The 19,033-nt window shown below is 56.4% G+C and carries 16 protein-coding genes; 10 read left to right on the forward strand and 6 right to left on the reverse strand.

Translation table 11 applies throughout. The features are described 5' to 3' along the window. Positions 1-260: 260 nt before the first annotated feature. The gene (locus ACIGGE_RS17625; protein WP_397491312.1) at positions 261-704 is read left to right on the forward strand and encodes a MucR family transcriptional regulator; all 444 of its coding nucleotides are present in this window, start codon (positions 261-263) and stop codon (positions 702-704) included. Positions 705-889: 185 nt separating this feature from the next. On the opposite strand, the gene ACIGGE_RS17630 is transcribed toward ACIGGE_RS17625, so the two are convergent. Beyond that, positions 890-4,051, reverse strand: coding sequence for a helicase-related protein (locus tag ACIGGE_RS17630; protein ID WP_397491313.1), 3,162 nt, complete (start codon positions 4,049-4,051; stop codon positions 890-892). Positions 4,052-4,304: 253 nt separating this feature from the next. Here ACIGGE_RS17630 and ACIGGE_RS17635 point away from each other — a divergent pair, with 253 nt between their 5' ends. Beyond that, on the forward strand, positions 4,305-5,024 hold the full coding sequence (locus tag ACIGGE_RS17635; RefSeq protein ID WP_397491314.1) for a hypothetical protein: 720 nt from the start codon (positions 4,305-4,307) through the stop codon (positions 5,022-5,024). Positions 5,025-5,818: 794 nt separating this feature from the next. Continuing rightward, positions 5,819-6,382 (forward strand): hypothetical protein, encoded by a 564-nt coding sequence (locus tag ACIGGE_RS17640; protein WP_397491315.1) that lies wholly within the window; start codon positions 5,819-5,821, stop codon positions 6,380-6,382. 1,104 nt (positions 6,383-7,486) lie between these two features. Here ACIGGE_RS17640 and ACIGGE_RS17645 read toward each other — a convergent pair. Continuing rightward, positions 7,487-8,191 (reverse strand): Crp/Fnr family transcriptional regulator, encoded by a 705-nt coding sequence (locus ACIGGE_RS17645; protein WP_397491316.1) that lies wholly within the window; start codon positions 8,189-8,191, stop codon positions 7,487-7,489. 348 nt (positions 8,192-8,539) lie between these two features. On the opposite strand from ACIGGE_RS17645, the gene ACIGGE_RS17650 reads away from it, so the two are divergent. The 4 genes from ACIGGE_RS17650 (at position 8,540) to ACIGGE_RS17665 (ending at position 13,284) form a co-directional block, all read left to right on the forward strand. Next, entirely contained in the window at positions 8,540-10,633 is a 2,094-nt protein-coding gene (locus tag ACIGGE_RS17650; RefSeq protein WP_397491317.1) for a catalase, read from the forward strand. 17 nt (positions 10,634-10,650) lie between these two features. After that, complete coding sequence (locus ACIGGE_RS17655; protein ID WP_397491318.1) at positions 10,651-11,307, forward strand: SRPBCC family protein; 657 nt, start codon at positions 10,651-10,653, stop codon at positions 11,305-11,307. Then, positions 11,307-12,500: a zinc-dependent alcohol dehydrogenase gene (locus ACIGGE_RS17660; protein WP_397491319.1), complete on the forward strand. Its 1,194-nt coding sequence runs from the start codon at positions 11,307-11,309 to the stop codon at positions 12,498-12,500. The genes ACIGGE_RS17655 and ACIGGE_RS17660 overlap by 1 nt, the downstream gene beginning before the upstream one ends. Positions 12,501-12,564: 64 nt before the next feature. Continuing rightward, positions 12,565-13,284: an SDR family NAD(P)-dependent oxidoreductase gene (locus tag ACIGGE_RS17665; RefSeq protein WP_397491320.1), complete on the forward strand. Its 720-nt coding sequence runs from the start codon at positions 12,565-12,567 to the stop codon at positions 13,282-13,284. Positions 13,285-13,456: 172 nt separating this feature from the next. Here the strand turns inward: ACIGGE_RS17665 and ACIGGE_RS17670 are convergent, their stop codons facing one another. Together ACIGGE_RS17670 and ACIGGE_RS17675 are read right to left on the reverse strand one after the other, a co-directional pair. Then, entirely contained in the window at positions 13,457-13,966 is a 510-nt protein-coding gene (locus tag ACIGGE_RS17670) for a CinA family protein (protein WP_397491321.1), read from the reverse strand. An 8-nt stretch (positions 13,967-13,974) separates the two neighbouring features. After that, positions 13,975-14,586 (reverse strand): flavodoxin family protein, encoded by a 612-nt coding sequence (locus ACIGGE_RS17675; protein WP_397491322.1) that lies wholly within the window; start codon positions 14,584-14,586, stop codon positions 13,975-13,977. Positions 14,587-15,012: 426 nt separating this feature from the next. Between ACIGGE_RS17675 and asd the strand changes: the two genes are divergently transcribed. Beyond that, positions 15,013-15,840: an archaetidylserine decarboxylase gene (asd, locus tag ACIGGE_RS17680; protein ID WP_397491323.1), complete on the forward strand. Its 828-nt coding sequence runs from the start codon at positions 15,013-15,015 to the stop codon at positions 15,838-15,840. 131 nt (positions 15,841-15,971) lie between these two features. Beyond that, complete coding sequence (locus ACIGGE_RS17685; protein ID WP_397491324.1) at positions 15,972-17,204, forward strand: cation:proton antiporter; 1,233 nt, start codon at positions 15,972-15,974, stop codon at positions 17,202-17,204. Positions 17,205-17,228: 24 nt separating this feature from the next. On the opposite strand, the gene ACIGGE_RS17690 is transcribed toward ACIGGE_RS17685, so the two are convergent. Further along, positions 17,229-17,501 carry a DUF3253 domain-containing protein gene (locus tag ACIGGE_RS17690; RefSeq protein ID WP_397491325.1) on the reverse strand — a complete coding sequence of 91 codons (273 nt, stop codon included), beginning with the start codon at positions 17,499-17,501 and terminating at the stop codon, positions 17,229-17,231. Then, the gene (locus ACIGGE_RS17695) at positions 17,498-17,770 is read right to left on the reverse strand and encodes a UvrB/UvrC motif-containing protein (RefSeq protein ID WP_397491326.1); all 273 of its coding nucleotides are present in this window, start codon (positions 17,768-17,770) and stop codon (positions 17,498-17,500) included. Before ACIGGE_RS17695 ends, ACIGGE_RS17690 begins: the two co-directional genes overlap by 4 nt. Before the next feature lie 221 nt (positions 17,771-17,991). Between ACIGGE_RS17695 and ACIGGE_RS17700 the strand changes: the two genes are divergently transcribed. Then, positions 17,992-18,972, forward strand: coding sequence for a calcium/sodium antiporter (locus ACIGGE_RS17700; RefSeq protein WP_397491327.1), 981 nt, complete (start codon positions 17,992-17,994; stop codon positions 18,970-18,972). Positions 18,973-19,033: the final 61 nt, after the last annotated feature.

Raw genomic sequence — 19,033 nt, forward strand, 5'->3', positions numbered from 1 at the left:
GCCTCGGGATTCCCACAGCACATATATTGCTGACCAGGTTCAATGGCTCTTTGAAGTTTTCGCGAAACCCTTGCGGGGGCTTGACCGCTCACATCCTAGTCCCGGCCGCCTCTCGGTAAGAAAATTTAACGAGCGAAAACTCCAATGGCGGGGATTTTGTGAGAAATACTTTCTCGATAGAATCTAGATCCAGAATGGACCTAACTCTTAGCAGTTGGTAGCGGCGGGTTCTCAAGCGATGAACACAGGGCCGATACTTTATGGATCAGATTGAACACGATACGACGCAGTTACTCATTACTCTGACGTCCGACATCGTTGCGGCGCATGTGAGCAATAATGACGTTAAGGTCGAAGACGTGCCTTCGCTCATCACCAATGTTCATAAAGCCCTATCTTGTTTAGGCGATAACGCTTCGGCGGAAGAAGAACGCCCCGACCCGGCTGTGACGGTGCGCGCTTCAGTTAAGCACGACCACATTGTCTGCCTCGAAGACGGCAAGAAGATGAAAATGCTCAAGCGGCATCTCATGACAGATCACAACATAACGCCCGAAGAATACCGCGCACGCTGGGGGCTGCCCAGCGATTACCCGATGGTAGCTCCAGCCTATGCAGAGAAGCGCCGCGAACTGGCAGTGAAGATCGGTCTAGGTCGCAAGCCCGGGCAGCTTCGCGGTCGCCGGAAGAAGATTTCCAGCTGATCGCCTGCCGTTGGCAAAGCGCTCAGTCCTTTGATTTTTGCAGTGCTGACAGACAGACGCGGGGCGCAGGGGGATCGAAAGGAGACCGGTGATCGACACCGAGGGTTGATCGAAAGGGCAGTGCGGCTGCCTAAGGAGCCCTCACATCGAACTCCTACATCACCAAACGCGCGAAACGGAAACGTTCAACGCATTTCAGCGAGAGCCTCCAGGGTCGTAACGGCCGCAGTGGTCGGATTGCCGAATGGAGCACCATCCTTGGCGAGCCAGCGTTCATCACTTCGAACAAGCCCAAGAGCTTCGAACGAAGCTGCCTCGCCTTCGACGTTGGTGAGAGCTATCGCAGCCGGGCCGGCGTGAACGCTGCGGATATTGGTCTCGATAGCCAGCATTGTCAGGCGAGCGCGATCGAGGAGCGCTGCGGCAAGTTCGGGTAGCGGCCCAAATCGATCCATCAGTTCGGCTTCGAACGCTTCAAGTTCCAAGCGATCCTGCAGCCGCGCCAGACGGACGTAGAGATTAAGGCGTATTTCCGCCTCCGGGATCCATTCGGCCGGGAATCCACCGGGCTCCCCAGTGCGAATATCGGGTTGCCACTCACGTTGCGCTTCGCCCCGCGCGCGGCGAAGCGCGCCTTCGAGCAGATGCTGGTAAAGATCGACTCCGATCAGCTTCATGTGCCCAGACTGGGCATCGCTCAGAACATCGCCGCCGCCGCGCTGATCAAGATCAGCACCGGCGATTGCGAAACCGGAGCCAAGCTGGTCAAACGTTGCAAGCGTACGCAAGCGTTTCTCGGTCGCCTTACCTATCTCGTCCCCCTCTGCCATGAGAATGACTTGGCCTCTACGCCGCCCGCGACCCACGCGGCCGCGCAGTTGATGCAGTTGAGACAGGCCAAAGCGGTCCGAGTGCCAGATGATCATAGTGTTCGCCCGCGGTACGTCGAGCCCGGTCTCGATGATGTTAGTCGCAAGCAGGATGTCGCCTTCCCCGCCTGCAAAACGGATCATCGCCTCGTCAAGTTCGGCGGCCGGCATCTTTCCATGTGCTTCGACAAGAGTGAGTTCAGGTACCAGCCGTTCGAGCATGGCCCTCATGTGAGGGAGATCCGCAATGCGGGGTACAACGACGAAGCTCTGTCCCCGGCGCGCCTTCTCGCGCCGCATCGCAACGCGCATGGTCGTATCGTCTACGCCGCAAACTGTAGTGCGGATGGGCTGTCGACGAGCTGGCGGTGTCGCTAAGATTGAGACCGACTGCAATCCGATCATGGCACGGTGCAGCGTTCGCGGTATTGGCGTGGCGCTCATCACCAGCAAGTGCACCCCCGTATGACCGCGCAGCTTCGCCTTGTCCGCTGTACCAAAGCGCTGCTCCTCGTCGATGACGACAAGACCAAGCTTTGCATAGGAAATTGCCTTGCCCACCACCGCCGCGGTCCCGACAACCACGCCGATCGAACCATTGGCCAACCCAGCATGGACATGCTTTTTCTCGGCAGTAGTGGAAAGCCGGGACAAGCCAGCAACCTGCACACCGGTTTCAGCGAAACGGCGGGTAAACTCTTCGAGATGTTGGCGCGCGAGCACTGTAGTCGGAGCGGCGATGATAACCTGATGACCCGATAGCGCAGCAATTGCCGCGGCGCGCAATGCCACCTCGGTCTTGCCATATCCTACATCTCCGATGATCAATCGCTCCATGGGCTTGCCGGCAGCAAGATCGCCGCGCACTTCGGCAATTGCACGTGCCTGATCGGTGGTTTCATTGTATGGGAATCCGGAGACAAAACGCTCGTAGGCAGCACCATCGGGCTCCATTACGGGAGCTTCCAACTTTGATCTTTCCTCAGCCAGGGTCATCAGCGAGGCTGCAGTTTGCGCGATAGCCTCGTCTATCGCCGAGCGGCGCTTGTTCCAGCTTGCGCCTTCCAGTTTGTCGAGCTTAACGCTATCGCTCTCGCCGCCGTAGCGCCATAGCAGTCCGGCGTCTCGCACGGGCACCATGCGCCTGCCGTCATCAGCATATTCCAGAACGATTAGCTCCCCAACGCCGTCCGGCGCAGCTTCGAGGCCCAGAGCTTTGCCGAAGCCATAGTTTTCATGAATGACAAGATCGCCGATGCGTATCTCTGCGCCCCCGAACCCCGCTGGCTTTGCGAGTTGCGAACCCTGCCCGATAAGCGCGCGTGTACCAAGTATGTCCGCTGCCGCTATGAGCGTAATCCGTTTGTCCCGCGCCCCGCGATCTAGCGGCGCGACAAGCGTTGCGACTTTTCTGACATCCAGCTTTTCCAACTCGCGTATGTCGGCGATCTCCTTGTCGTCGGAAAATACGGCCTGCAACCGGGTTCGCAGGAAACGGATGTCTCGTCCGCTGCCGATCAAGGCGACGCAGCGCCCCTCGTTCTGTTCGGCGGCAATGAAGCGCTTTACTGCGCGGGAAGTAGATCTACTTTCCGCGAAGCGCGGTACGGCTTCGATCGTGATCTCTGCCTCATCAAGCAGATCGCTTTCGGTTCTCCAATGCGCGAGCGAAGCAGTCCAGCGCTTGTTTGAAACAGCGTCGACATCGGCCGCCATTTCTTTCGCTGCCCTCTCGGCGAGCCGGATAAACCGCTTGCGCCGCTTTTCAGCTTGCGGGGAAAACAATACTGTTCCGGGAGAAAGGTGGTCGAGCAGGGTCGCATCAGATGCGTTTTCGGGCTCTGCTGCGCGCCCGATCTCAAGTGCATCGCAGGAGGCTTCACGCCTTTGCGTGACCGGATCGAAGTGGTGAATTGCGGCTATACGTCCGTCTGCAATATCAATTCGCACAGGCCCGCCTGCATCGGCAGGGTACAGGTCGATTACCTCGCCGCGCACGGCGATTTCCCCTGGCTCATCGATACGGTCATCAGCGAAATAACCGCTGGCGAGTGAAGCTGCGAGAAAAGCTTCCGGATCGATGGCGTCGCCGGGGCGGATCATTGGGGGAGCAGCATCGAAAGCCGTCGGTCGCGCGTAGCGACGCGCAGCCGCCTCCCCGCTGCTTATGACTATCGCAGCGGAACCATTCTTTCCAGACGAGAGCGCTCGCAACTGGCGCAGCGCGGTGACACGCCGCCCGACATTTGCAGGAGAAGCTGGCGCGTCGTCACCTGGCAGCGCATCACTTGCGGGGAGATAGACGACCGGCGCCTCTGGAAGCATTGCGTCAAGTACTAGAGCAAGACTTTCTGCCTCGGTCTCGTCGTTGGCGAGGTATAGTATTGTCTGCTCGCCTATCGCTTGCAGCACTCGTAGAACCCTGGAACCCAAGCCGTCGATATCGCTATCGTTCTGCCTGTCATCTGGCTTGTACAACTGTTTCTTCCGTCTTCGCTAGGTGCCGGACAGCGTCCGGGTCACCAGTAATGATCGGCCCGCTCAACTTTTCGCCGGGGACCCAGATGTTGAAATCGATCTATCTTCCAGATGCGGCACGGTCTGCAGCTCCTGCAAGATGACCAACCGATCGAACGGTGCACCAGCCAATTCGTTGCGATGATACAACATCGATCAAGCGGAACTTCGACCGGTCAGGAGTTATGGCGCCTCGAAACTACGGAGATTCAGATTGTCGAGGCATTGTTTTAGGCGTTTTCAGGTTTACGGGCAGCGCTGCAGTGGGACCAATGCCCTGATCAAATTACTCGAACAGAACCTCGAGGATCTCCACTTCACCGAGGACTACGGATTCAAACACTGGCTCGTGCCTGCCCAAATCGAGATTCCCGACGACGTTTTCGTGATCGTTATCGCGCGACGCCCCGATCATTGGCTGCGGAGCCTTCATGCAACACCGTGGCATGCTCATCCGGACCTCAAGGCAATGGACTTCAGCGAATTCATCCGCTCAGAATGGCGTACAGTCTGGGATGAGGATTTTTGGGGAATGGATAGTCAGCACCCGAATTTTGGTCGTCCGATAACACAGGAAATGTGTCCTGAAGCCCGCGCCCCATTTTGCAATCCGATCGCCATGCGGACCGCAAAGTTGCAAAACTGGGTTAGCACTGCGTCACGTGCGCGCGGTCACTTACTTATCAATCATGCCGAGCTAGTCGCCGATCCCCGAGGCGTTCTTTTGCGCATTGCTTGCGCTTCGCAGACCCGTACAAGAGATGCAATGAAGCCAGTGAGCTCGTACAAAGGGCACGGCAAGAAGCCTTTCAGAATATCCACTTACCAAGAATTAAGTGAAGAAGATCTTCTCCATGTCTCACGACATATCAGCCCGGAAATCGAAGAGAAATTTCGAGTTCCCGTTAAAGGATTTGGCACAACCGCCGCCTGACGGCACTTATTGGTTGGACATTGGCGTTTCGAGAGACTGAACTCAGTAAGTGGGCAATTAGCTACTGAAAGACAGAGTTTACACGCGAGATTTCAGCACAACGCCGACATGAATTTTAAAAACGGGCGCGTGATAAAAAAGGGGCCCCATCGCTCAGGGGAAACTGAAGCGACGGGGCGCACCGTCACGGGTCGCAAGATGATGGTGAAGAGTTTCAGGATCGGGTTATCGACCGAATAATGAATGATTGTTCATTTACATCGTTCCTTATGATTTTGAGGGCCTAGAAAGCTGGCGGGGTGAGCGCAGCAGCGCGCAGCCGCGCCAGCACCGGCAACGTTGATGGGCTTCGCGCCCCCCCCCCTCTACGTGGGCAATAGAAGTCCGCTAAAGATCGGTGACGTCTGAAACTTGGCTCCAATTAAAAGGCGACATTGAGAGCAGCTTGAAAGAATGGACGTACTTGAGCCACACCCGGATCGATTTTTTAATCGATATGTAGTTAATGCTGACAATCGGCGTATTAGGAACATTCCAACCTCACTGGGCGAAGCTTAGTTCGCAACAACGTCCCCGCAGCGGGGTATTTAATTTTGTATGGAAAGCCCACGATTACTATCGAATCTGCTAGAGACATGACTGGTGGCTTGCACCTATTTCAAACCATCTAGCGGCATTTCCATGGCTATCGCTCGGCCCATGATTAGTTTAATTTTTTCTCGAAGAGGTCAGGTCACCGGCATTGCTCATCTAGGGCTAGGCGATATTACCGGCAGCGTAGTGGAGGGGCGCCGATGTCGGATTTCGAGTTTATCTTTGCGCTGTTCGGTCTCTTGCTGGGATTGTCATTAGCAGAAGTCCTCGGCGGTCTTGCCCGCGCCATCGAAAATCGACGGCGCCCCTCGTCGCCTGCGCGGATCGGCTTGCTCACGCCCCTTCTGGGGGCATTTGTCATTCTGGACCTGCTATCTTTTTGGCAAGCCGCTTGGGTGGTACGCGAAACTGTCGGTGTGTCGGGCAAAACGCTTATGGCGGTCACCGCATTCGCCAGTTCTTACTATTTCGCCGCACATCTGGTGTTTCCTCGCAATGCAGACACAGATGTAGACTTCGATGCACATTTCTTCCGAGTGAGGAGAATAGTTATCGGCATTCTGCTCGCGCTCCTTCTTTGCCAGCTTGGCTGGTATTCCACGATCCCATCTTTGGCAGCACATTTGTTCAATCCGCTCTCGGCAGCACTAACCGTGGTTCTGGTAGGGCTTATGCTAGGGGCGATGACAGTTCGTGCGCCTCGTTGGAGCCAGGCTGTGATGATCGCGCTCGTTTGCCGCTATGTTCTCGTTTATCTTCTCTAGGCACGATAGAGTAGGGTTAGCAGGCGAACAGAGCTCATCGCCGATCAGAGCGAGTAGAAACCCTTTGCAGAAATCGCATCGCTCTTCGTCGCGCTTCGAAATGTTTATCTCAGCAGTACGATACGTGAAGAGAGGAAAAGAGGTGCAATTTATTCCTTGTTTTGTTTGTCATGCGCCTTTGGGCGACGCGCTATCGATGCAGCCAAAATCGCTGCAAAGGCGCCGATGAAAACCACTCCGAGCGCGATCCAAACCGCCATCGTATCCTCCCGAGAACTTGCTAAAAAGGAATACTGGTCAACCTTCACATAGCCGTCAATGCCACTTTCCGATGACGCTGAACTATACCCTCACCTACGAAAGCATTCCGGTCACCTGAGGAACAGATTAAACGAGTGTAATTCAGTCGCTTTGCAGTCTGGCAAAATTTTGGCCGCCAAGAGACTGTCCGGTTTTGACGCAGGAAAAACCAACGCGGACTATACCAGTGGGCCAGAAAGTCGCAGATCAGTTTGCCGGGATGCAGCATGGTAGTTGCGGGTCGTATTGCACGACAACTCATTCAGAGATTGGAAAAATTCGTATAAATCTAAGGACTGCCAATAAGCCAAGCCCCTGTATGGGCCACCAATTCCATTGAGCAAACCGGCCGCCCATCCTCGTAAAGCTCGGCCTTGCTCCCACGCAACCTGGCCTTAGCTTGATCAAGAGCACCAGCTATGGAGAGGCACTCGAATTCGATTTCAGAAACCTGATCGCCACCCGCATCTCTCGTTATTAGGCAATATTGATGCATTGCTTGTTCCTCTCGAGAATTTTAAGCCGAAAAATCGACACTTAAAAGCGGTAAGTTCGAGTCCCTTAAAAGCCAGATGGCACTTTTTACAGTTAACCTGCACACGCGCAACATCGGCAAGGTTAATAAAAGTTGCCCATATGGTCTGTGTTCAATGTGAATTTTCATACCGTTTAATGGGACTATTTATTACAATTCCTCCCTATCTCAATGTGATCCATTTTGTCTCTGCGACTTCGCTGCGAGATCGCTCTCTTGCGCGGGCAGTATTGGGTGTGAACACATCTATTTTGTCTATCCGGTCGAAGTCAATCGACAATGCCCGATGGGTTCCCCCCACTATTAACCGGGAATGAGTTAAACATGGCAAGTTTGCGTAGCTCTGATTCGGCGAGAACGTGAATGGTTCGAGCCCGCTTTACATCGACGAAGCCGCGCTCGCGAAGTGAGGCAAAGCATCGATTGGCGTGAATGGGCGTCATGCCGCACGCTTCTGCGTAGTCGCACTGCCGCAGGGGCAGGTTAAGCTCACCGCTTTCAAACCGTCCATACTGCCTGAGGCGCTCGGCCAATTCACATATCAAATGCGCAATGCGCCCTTCGCCCCGCAGCCGGCCTATGCGGAAAATCCAATATTGAAGTGCTATACTCTCGCTCGCCGTGGAGGTCCAAAGGATGTGAACCATATCGGGAAAGCGGCAAAGAAGCGCATCGAGACCATCAAAAGGGATTTTGGCAATCTCTGCCTTGTCCAGCGAACGCATGCTGTAATTCGGCACTCGTAGCTGGAAGCTATCGACATCGAGAAACTCGCCATGCAGCCCGATGCCAACCGCTTGTCGATGCCCTTTTTTATCCTCTCTGTAACGCAAGACAGTTCCATGCAGGAGGTAATGGATATGCGACACTGCCTCGCCAGACGTGACCAGGTCGTTCCCAGCCTCTATCGTTACAACGTCACTCGTGGCTTCTTCTAACGCGCTCAGGACTTCAGCGCTTAATTCAGTGCGCAAGGTGCACTCTGAATAAAGTTCCGGGCACATGACTATCATCTCTCCCACCAATGGCAGGTCTGATTGCGCGTGAACGCCCTGATTCCTAGCGGGATTGGCCGCTAACTAACCTTTTTTATGTCGTTTTGTACCCGTCAAGAAACGGGCGCAAATCGTGCTCAAGTTTAGGGTAAGTGCCGAGCGCTAGGTATTACCACTAGCATTTAACCAGTTGCTATAAAGATCGCAGCTTTGCCTACAGTGCGATGGAAGGATGCTTCATAAATAGGCTTAACCTTTGTTGGGTGACGGATCGTCGATTGGCTTCACCAGTACTCGGATTGAGAGTGACGGTGAAAGGTAGGGACCATGGCAAATGAATTCGAACTTTCTGATGGTGGTGCAAACCATCAGAAACCACAGACCGAAGCTGATGTGATGACTACGGCCCAAGGTCATCCAATCGCTGATGATCAAAACTGGCTCACTGCTGGTGAGCGTGGTCCCCAACTTCTGGAAGATCACATTGCGCGAGAGAAAATCTTTCACTTCGATCACGAGCGCATTCCAGAACGCGTCGTGCATGCGCGCGGCTACGGCGTCCACGGACACTTCGAACTGACAAAAGCCATACCGCAATATTCTCGCGCAGCCATCTTCAACGAAGAGGGCGTCAAGACGCCGACCTTCACGCGTTTCTCGACCGTGGCAGGCAATAAGGGCTCACCCGATCTGGCGCGCGACGTACGGGGATTCGCAACCAAGTTCTACACTCAGGAAGGCAATTGGGATCTGGTTGGCAACAACATCCCGGTGTTCTTCATTCAGGACGCGATCAATTTCCCCGACCTGATCCACGCTGCCAAGCCCGCGCCCGATCGCGGCTTCCCGCAAGCGCAGACTGCGCATGACAATTTCTGGGATTTCATCAGCCTCAGTCCGGAATCGATGAACATGGTCATGTGGATCATGTCCGACCGCACGATCCCGCGCTCGTTCCGGTTCATGGAAGGCTTCGGAGTCCATACCTTCCGGCTGGTCAACAAGAAGGGTGAGAGCCACTTCGTCAAGTTCCACTGGAAGCCGAAGCTGGGTCTTCAGTCGGTAGTCTGGAACGAGGCGCTCAAGGTCAACGGGATGGACCCCGATTTTCATCGTCGCGACATGTGGGATGCGATCGATGCGGGCGACTTTCCCCAGTGGGAGCTGGGCATCCAGGTGTTTGACGAGAAATTTGCCGAGAGGTTCGAGTTCGACGTGCTCGACGCGACAAAGATCATTCCCGAGGAAGACGTGCCGGTCGAAATCATTGGGACACTGACGCTCGACGCGAATGTCGACAATTTCTTCGCCGAGACCGAGCAGGTTGCATTCTGTACGCAGAACCTCGTGCCGGGGATCGACCATTCGGACGATCCGCTGCTGCAGGGCCGCAATTTCAGCTATCTCGACACGCAGCTGAAGCGGCTCGGCGGCCCCAACTTCACCCACCTGCCGATCAACGCGCCCAAGTGCCCGGTGCGCCACTTCCAGCAGGACGGCCACATGGCGATGGCCAATCCCAAGGGCCGCGTGAATTACGAGCCCAATAGCTGGGGCGATGGCGATGGTGCCGGGGAGGAGCGCGGCCCACGCGCCTGCCCGATGAAGGGTTACCAGAGCTATGAAGCTCCGGTCGAAGGCCCCAAGCTGCGCGTGCGCAGCGAAACCTTCGCCGATCACTACAGTCAGGCACGCCAGTTCTATGTCAGTCAAACTCCGGTCGAACAGACTCATATGGCGAATGCGCTGACCTTCGAGCTTTCGAAGGTCGGCCGAATGAGCATTCGCAAGCGGATGGTAGGCCATCTGCGGCATATCGACGAAGGCCTCGCGCAAGAGGTTGCCAACGGCATCGGTCTTCCAGAATTGCCTGGAAAGGTACCGGCGGCGCGCGACCCGATCACAGATCTGACAGAAAGTCCCGCGCTTTCGATTCTCAAGAATGGCCCCGGTAATTTCAAGGGCCGCAAGCTGGGCATCTATATTGCCGATGGCGCAGACGCGGATGTCGTGAAGGCATTGAAAGACGCCGCGACTGGCGCTGGTGGCATGGTCGAAATCGTCGCACCGCACGTGGCCGGTGCCAAGCTGTCCGACGGCAGAATGATGGAAGCCGACCAGAAGATCGATGGCGGTCCCTCGGTGGTCTACGACGCTGTGGCCGTGGTCATGAGCGAAGCATCGGCTACGCGCTACAACACCGACAAGCCAAGCATCGACTTCGTCAACGACGCTTTCGCCCATGCGAAGTTCGTCGCCTACGTACCGGCAGTGAAACCGCTCTTCGAGACGGCGGGTGTGTGGAACTGGATGGACGACGGCTTCGTAGATGTCTCGTCCGGGAAGGACGCGGCAAGCGACTTCATCGAGACGTGCGGCGAACTGCGTTTCTGGGACCGCGAAAGCGTAAAGCAGGACTGAGCGGAAAGGACACCAACATGAAAAACAATCGAGAAATCGGGATTGCGGGAAGTGTCGCCGCGGCGGGCGTTGCGCTAGGCGCTGTCGCCTTCGGGGCTTTCCTGTCCCGTCGGCATGAGGGCGGCAGCGACAATGCGCCGAAAATGGCCCGCCGTAAGAACCACGGCGAACACGCGCTGGTGGGTCGCACGGTCACTATCCGCAGGCCCGCCGCCGAGCTGTATGCCTACTGGCGGGACTTCGGAAATTTGCCCGAGTTCATGGAGAACGTCGAGCAGATCACGAAGGAGGGTGGTGCGAAGGACCGCGCCACCTGGACAATCAAAGCGCCCGCCGGGACGATGGTGGATCTGAAGACCGAGATCACCGACGCTGTCGAGAACGAACGGATTGCTTGGGCATCGGTCGAGGGTTCGGATATCGAGACCACCGGTGAGGTGACCTTCATCGAGGCACCTGGCGATCGCGGCACCCGCGTCTCCCTACGGATAGAATATAGTGCACCGGGCGGCGCCATCGGACGTGGAATCGCCAAGGCCTTCCTGCGCGAACCCGAAGTCCAGGCCCGGCACGACCTCAAGCGTTTCAAGATGTTGATGGAAACCGGCGAGATTGCCACGTCCGCGTATCGCAAAAACGAAACGCGCAAAGCAAAACAGCAGGAGAACGCATAATGCGCGCACTCACATGGCACGGAACGCACGACGTCCGCGTGGACAGCGTGCCCGATCCAGAAATCGTCAATCCGCGTGACGCGATCCTCAAAATCACCTCGACCGCGATCTGCGGGTCGGACCTGCACCTGTATGATGGCGTCATCCCCGGCGTGGCGCCGGGCGATGTGCTCGGCCACGAATTCATGGGTGAGGTCGTGGAAACTGGCAAGGACAGCACGCTCAAGAAGGGCCAGCGCGTGGTCGTTCCCTTCACGATCAGCTGCGGCGGCTGTTTCCACTGCCAGATCAAGCAATACTCCGCGTGCGAGAACTCGAACCCGGCCGAAAAGCAGGACATGTCCGCCACACTGTACGGCCACCCGATGGCCGCGCTGTTCGGCTATTCGCATCTGACCGGCGGCTATTCGGGTGGACAGGCGGAATATGTCCGCGTGCCATTCTCCGATGTCGGGCCGATCGTGATACCCGATCATCTTGAAGACGAGAAGGTCCTGTTCCTTTCCGACATCCTCCCAACTGGCTGGATGGGGGCAGAAAATGCCGAGATCCAGCACGACGACACCGTGGCTGTATGGGGCTGCGGCCCGGTCGGCCTATTCGCGATACAGTCTGCGATCGTGATGGGGGCAAGCAAGGTGATCGCGATAGATCATTACCCTCACCGGCTCGAGCTGGCGAAGCAATTGGGCGCAGAAGTCATCGATTTCCGCACGACCGACGTGCGCGAAGCCCTGATGGAAATGTCGGGAGGAATAGGCTGCGACGCGGTGATCGACGCTGTCGGCATGGAAGCGCATGGCTTCGCGATCGATAACATGATCGACATCGCCAAACAGAAGGTCGGCATTGGCGCCGATCGTGCGAGCGCCTTGAAGCAGGCCATTCTGGCAGTGCGTCCGGGCGGCCGGGTGTCGATCCCCGGCGTCTATGGTGGGATGACCGACAAATTCCCGCTTGGTGCGCTGATGGAGAAGGGACTCCAGGTTCGCAGCGGACAGACCCACGTCCAGCGCTATACCAAGGATCTGCTCGAAAAGATCGAGGACGGAACGCTCGATACGACATTCCTGATTTCGCATCGGTTGCCGCTCGAAGACGCGGCGCGCGGCTACAAGTGCTTCCGCGAAGAACAGGACACATGGACAAAGGTGATCCTTAAGCCCGGCATGGAAAGGCAGGCAGGCGCATGACCAACAATTCCGTCGAAAAGCTTTCAGGTTTTACGTCGTCACGGGAGCATCGAGCGGCATCGGCTTGGAATTGGCCAAGCTCGCGGCGCAGGACGGCGCGGCGTTGCTTCTGGTCGCTGATCGAGACCTGAGCGACGCAAAAAGGGTTGTTCAGCAATGCGGCGCATCGGAAGTCGAGACGCTGGAGGTCGATCTGGCCACCGTGGAAGGCATTGATCGCGTTATCGAAAAGATCGGCAGCCGATCGGTAGACGGATTAATGGCTAACGCCGGCCATGGTCTCGGGGAAGCCTTCCTTACCCAGAAGTGGGACGAGATCGCTCATGTTATCGACACCAATATAAAGGGCACCGTTTCGCTCATTCATAGGATTGGTGGCGATATGGTGCTGCACGATAAGGGCCGGATACTCGTGACCGGCTCGATCGCTGGCGATATGCCTGGAGCGTATCAGCTTGTCTACAATTCCACCAAAGCCTTCATAAACGACTTTTGTGTCGGATTAGCCAACGAGCTCAAATCCACGAGCGTTGTTGTCACCTGCCTTATGCCGGGAGTTACCGATACGCAATTTTTCGAACGCGCGGGCATGGAGGATACACGCGCAGGTCAAATGAAAGATAAGGCCGACCCTGCCAAGGTAGCACGCGATGGGTACAACGCACTGCTGAAGGGCGAAACTCAGGAAGTCAGCGGGATTATGAACAAAATCCAGGATTTGTTCGCGGACCTTCTCCCGGATGAGTTAGTTGCCCAGATGCACCGCCACCTGGCTAAGCCCTGACACGATCGGGCGCGGCCGTTGGTCCGTTGCTCTCGTCTGGATCCAAACCGCGAGTAATGAACTCCCGCTTTGCCAGTCTCACTAGGGCAAATGGATACCGCGAGATCGCAGCCACCCGTCCATTCGGTCGCAATTAAGCGGGGGGTGGAATTTTGGACGGTTAACAGATGCGCTAGGCAGAGGTTCGTGCCGCGAAGAAGGCGCGCGATGCTTCAATCATCATTTCGAGAGCTGCCGCGACAGCCTGCTCGCACGCTGTTTTTCGACCAATGTCGCCGAGATGGAGCGACTTGTGGCGAACCCCTTGCGCATATGCAGTAGCAATATGGATCAGCCCAACCTCTTCATCGCCTTCTCGCGGCCCAGCGAAGCCAGTGATCGCGACGGCAAGATCCGCGCCACTTTTTTGTAACGCGGATCTCGCCATGGCTATGGCTACATCCTTTGCAACGCCCCCGCATTCTTCAACGCGGTCCCGCTCCAGCCCAAGCATGTCACACTTTGCATCGACCGTATAAACGACGAAGGCGCGCTCCAAGATCGAGCTTGCATCAACGTCCGACACAATTGCGCATGCAAGCATTCCGCCGGTGCAGCTCTCCGCCGTCGCGATCTTGAAATGGCCCGGCAGCAAAAGCTCGCCCAGATCATGCACCAAGGTGGCGATTGCGTGTTTTGTCATTGCCTTGTTCAACCAGGATAGTTGTCCGCTTTCAGCAGCCGTGCGAGATGCGCGGCGTTTGAAGTCACCATGGTGGCAGTCTCGTCGATTTTCGAAGGTGTGGATTTCAGATCCTTGAAGTCGACAGATCCCATAGCTTCGCCAACCCAGTAACACGCCGCAACGGCTGGGATAGTGAAGCCGGTATCGTTAAGTGCCTGAAAGGCAGTCGCTGCGACGCTATGCGCGCCATCCTCGTTTCCAACAACCGCGACAACAGCCACCTTCGAGTAACTTGGCATGCGCCCCTGATCATCTGTTTCCTCAACGAAAGCATCCATGCGCTCCAGCGCACGTTTCGCGACACTTGACATCTGACCCATCCAGATTGGTGTCCCAAAAATGAGGATATCGTGCGCCAGGATTTCATCTCGAATTTCAGGCCAGGCATCATCGTTACCTTCATCAGAGGTTACGCCGGGCTTGATATCGTGATCAACGAGACGGATTGTTGGACTAACTTCGATCTCCAGGCCGGAGAATTTTTCCGCAAGGAGGTTGATGAGGGCGTCGGTCGAAGATTGTTCATTCGAAGAGGCCTTGAGCGACCCATTCAGAGCGATTGCTTTGAGTTTAACCATTTCAATACTCTCTCATTCGCTGGGTGACTAACGCTGCTTCAGTGCATTCAAAGTTCCGGTTCGCTATTATTCAAGTTCCGTTTCGCTATTATTCAACAGCACATGTATCTCTTACCACGGTCTTGCGGGTACCAACGCGTTAAAGGGGCGATAAGACCTGAGCCTGGGCAATAACGCGTCTGTCGCGTTCCCTGCTTATCGGCATCGCGCCCACGACGCTTGCGCGTCCGCCGCGAACAATGCTGAAGTTCACTGTAAGCATTTGGACAGTGAACGTTTCTGCCTCGTTGCCCGTTCCCTTTGTAATAATGGAACTCCTGCTGCGATGATACACTGTTGAGTGGTCGGTACTGCGCAGCCCGACCATCCAGCGCATGATTTAAGAGCTAAACGAGGTTCGGTATGACGCAACGCAACAATGCCTTCATGCAATATCTCATTCCCAAGCGCTTCGTCACCGAGTTCGCTGGTCGCGTCGCCCGGGCGACTGCCGGGTCGCACACGACGAGACTTATCCGATGGTTCGTCAAGAAATACGGCGTGAACATGGAGGAGGCCTTGGCCCCGGATGTTGCGAGCTATGCAAGCTTCAACGACTTCTTCACTAGGCCACTGAAGCCCGGGAGCCGACCCTTGGCAGATGCGGACTTCGTCTCGCCAGTAGATGGCGCTATCAGCAAATTCGGTGCCATCGACGATGCCCACATCATCCAAGCCAAAGGTCACAGATATACAGTGACGGAGCTGCTGGGCGGCGATGCCGTGCTCGCTGACCAGTTTCACCACGGTAGCTTCGCCAACCTCTACCTTTCTCCGCGCGATTATCACCGCATTCACATGCCTTGCACCGGCACTCTGGTCCAAATGGTTTACGTCCCAGGCAGTCTGTTTTCCGTCAATCCGGCGACAGCTCGTTCCGTGCCGGGGCTCTTTGCGCGTAATGAACGGGTGATTTGCGAATTTCACTCAGAAGAGCATGGGCCTTTTGTGATGGTGCTTGTCGGGGCGACAATAGTCGGCAGCATGGCGACTGTATGGCATGGCATCGTCAATCCCATACGTACCGGATTGCCAAATAGATGGACATACAGCGACCAATCCATACACCTGTGGAAGGGCGAAGAAATGGGACGGTTTTTACTTGGATCGACAGTGATTACCCTGTTTCGGAAAAACGCCATTCGCTTCAACGAAACATGGAAACCGGAACGGTCCGTTCGACTGGGCGAGTGCATGGGCAACGAAGCACGTTAAACCTTGGATCAGTTCAAATTGGCACCCCACTAACGCAATACTTTACCCACTCGTTTGCTTTGCCCTTCCGGAAAGCCCATTACCGTTGAACGGGGGAGGTGCTCCACCCGTCCAGAGCAAGTGAGGGTATCATGTTCGGCTTCGATCCCTATCACGTGTTGCTCGCCACGGCTGGCTTGGCGATCATCGTCTCCTACTGGTCGCCCCGTTTTATTTCTGGCCGCGAACCTGCCGCTTCGGCTCTTCTCGTCCTCGGCGGATTTGCCGCGTTCGCATGGGTGCCTGGCATGCCTGACGCCATCAATCCCGTGGGGTCTCCGCAAATTTGGGAGAAGGCAGCCGAGATGTGCGTCATCCTCGGTCTGTTCGGGACTGGTCTGCGAATTGACCGGCTTGTCGGTCGAGATTTGTGGAAGCCAACGTTCCGGCTGCTCGCGATCGCCATGCCGCTCACGATCCTGGCACTCGCACTGGTTGGATGGCAGGCCGCTGGCATGACCCTGGCAGGGGCGCTTTTGCTCGGAGCAGTGTTGTCGCCCACCGATCCGGTCCTTGCAGGTGAAGTGCAGGTTGGTCGCCCGACAGAGGGCGGTGAGCATCAGGTTCAATTCGCGCTAACGACTGAAGCAGGTCTCAACGACGGGCTGGCATTCCCCTTCGTTCATCTGGGGATATCGATCGCAACCGCGGGCGCGTTGAGCGTCGGTCCGTTCACCGAGTGGGCGTTGCGGGACGTATTCTATCGCGTGATCGTCGGTGCAGCGGGTGGTGCTGCTGTGGGCTGGCTGTTGGGCAAGTCGCTGTTCGACTGGCCCGAAGGAAATGCCCTTTCGAAAACCCAGACAGGCGTCGTAGCCTTTGCTGGCGTGATCCTTGCCTATGGGCTGACCGAACTGATCGAGGGGTACGGCTTCATTGCAGCATTTGTTGCTGGCCTAGTATTACGGCGGGAAGAATCCGAGAACGACTTTCACCAGCGATTGCACGATTTCTCCCAATCAATCGAACACACGCTAACCGCTCTATTACTCGTAGCGCTGGGCGCAGCACTACCGAGCCTTTGGCCATATCTCGGATGGCCGGAGGTGATCGTCGCGGTCGCCCTGATCTTTGTCGTCAGACCAGTTGCCGCGTGGTTCGCGCTCTCGGGACTTGGTCTGCGATGGCGCGCACGCGCGGTAATGGCATTCTACGGCGTGCGGGGGATCGGATCCATCTACTACCTCGCCTATGCCGGGCACCATGTCGAGCTTGTCAACGAGGGAGCACTATGGGCGACCATTGCTTTTACGATCGTCGTTTCGACCTTGGTGCATGGTTTGACTGCAGGTCTTGCTGTGGAGCGAGTGATCGAGGAAAAATGAGGCGTTCCGAAGTGTCGCCGCTGTTTAGTTTTCCGGCGTAGGTACGTAACCCTGACCGCGACTTATCCGGTATGGCCCGCGGCGCTCTGACAAGCTCTTTCCCTTCCAGCTTAATGCTACCCATTCGTGACCGGCAAGGTGATCGACTGCTTCATGGACGCGCGGCATCGCCGCGCGCCAGCCGTTCTTGCTGGGTGAAGCTATCCTTCGTGCGACTTCGCTAGGGCATATCGTCGCGTCCGCCTCTCTTTCTCCCAACATTGCCAGGACTGCAGACTTTGCAATCTTGTCCGTCACTTCCGCTTTCCTCCTGACGTCATGAGATCAGGCTTTTTCGGGGGCTTCCAGTCTGGGGGCAGAACAGGGCGCTGCCGGCTCGTGCCCAGTCCCATCGTACCTGGCTGCTGGCGAGCCAGCCCCGACGTATCGGCGGCTTCAGCATCTGTGGCTTCTGCTCCGCCTCGCATGAGATTGATGCGGTCACGAATTTGCCGTGCTTTCTCGAAATCGAGATCGCTGGCCGCGATTTCCATTTCGCGTTGGAGATCCTCGAGGGTCTTGCTCATTTCCCGTCAACGTGCGGACATCCGCTTTAGTGCCGCTGGATTTCCAAGTTCAGCCACGAAGAGAAGCACAGCAATGGGAGGAGGCTGCCTTTTTCATGCCGGCCATGCGAGGGCGGATCTAAGGTGGGGGATACGCGTACACTACCGCATTCACATCCTTGCGCCGCCCACAGCAACAGCTCTGACACCTTCTATGCGCGCATCGGTACGGACCTTAAGCCATGACTTACCTACAGCTTTTACTTGGCCTCGTTCTGCTCATCGGAGGAGGTGAACTACTTGTGCGAGGCGCTGTTCGCATCGCGGAGCATCTCGGCCTCTCACCGATGCTCATCGGCCTGACAATTGTAGGCATGGGAACTTCCATGCCTGAACTGGCGGCGAGTATACAGGCGGCCTTGGCTGGCTCGCCCGGACTGGCCCTTGGGAACATCGTCGGCTCGAACATAGCAAATCTTTTACTCATCCTCGGAGTAGCAGCTGTGATCGCGCCTTTTGCGGTGCCGCGAAGGGTTCTCTGGCGTGATGGCGGGGTGGGATTGCTTTGCATCGGCATGCTGATCATTGCGGGCCATACGGTCGGTCTGACCCGAGCCGTCGGAGTGGTCTTCGTCTTCGGTATTGTTGGATATATCTATCTTGCCATTCGTCAGGAGATGGAAGGTGGTGAACACGGAGCTGTCTTCGATAAGGCCATGGCGCTTGAAGAGATTGACCCCGCACTGGTCCCGAGGGCGGAATCACGCGGCTCGGTAGTTCTGGCAATCGTTTTCCTGCTCGCAGGAATGGCTCTGATCATCTGGGGCGGCAGCTTGCTCGTCGATGCTGCGATTAACATCTCGGCCAGTTTGGGCGTATCGGACGAGGTGATCGGCCTGACAGCAGTGGCGGTCGGTACATCACTGCCGGAATTGGTGACGTCGGCGATCGCAGCGCTCAAACGCGAAGGCGAGATCGCTCTCGGCAACGTATTGGGTTCGAACATCTACAACGTTCTGTTTATCGGGGGCATAACCGGGATGGTATCGCCGACGCGGATACCTGCGAGCATTTTGCACTTCGATCTTTGGGTCCTGCTATGTGTTTCCGCGCTGGTGATGGCCTTCGCTTTCACAGGCAAACGGCTGTCCAGACTGGAGGGTGGTTTTCTGGTTGCGGGGTATGCGGGGTACACTGCATTTACAGCTGGGCTGTGGGGATAGGAACGGGGCGGTCAATGCGGTGCGTCCTCATGTCGGTGTGCACGCCCGCGCTGACATAACG

The sequence above is a fragment of the Qipengyuania sp. NPDC077410 genome, from assembly GCF_044543405.1.
GTDB classification, from domain to species: Bacteria; Pseudomonadota; Alphaproteobacteria; order Sphingomonadales; family Sphingomonadaceae; genus Qipengyuania; species Qipengyuania pacifica.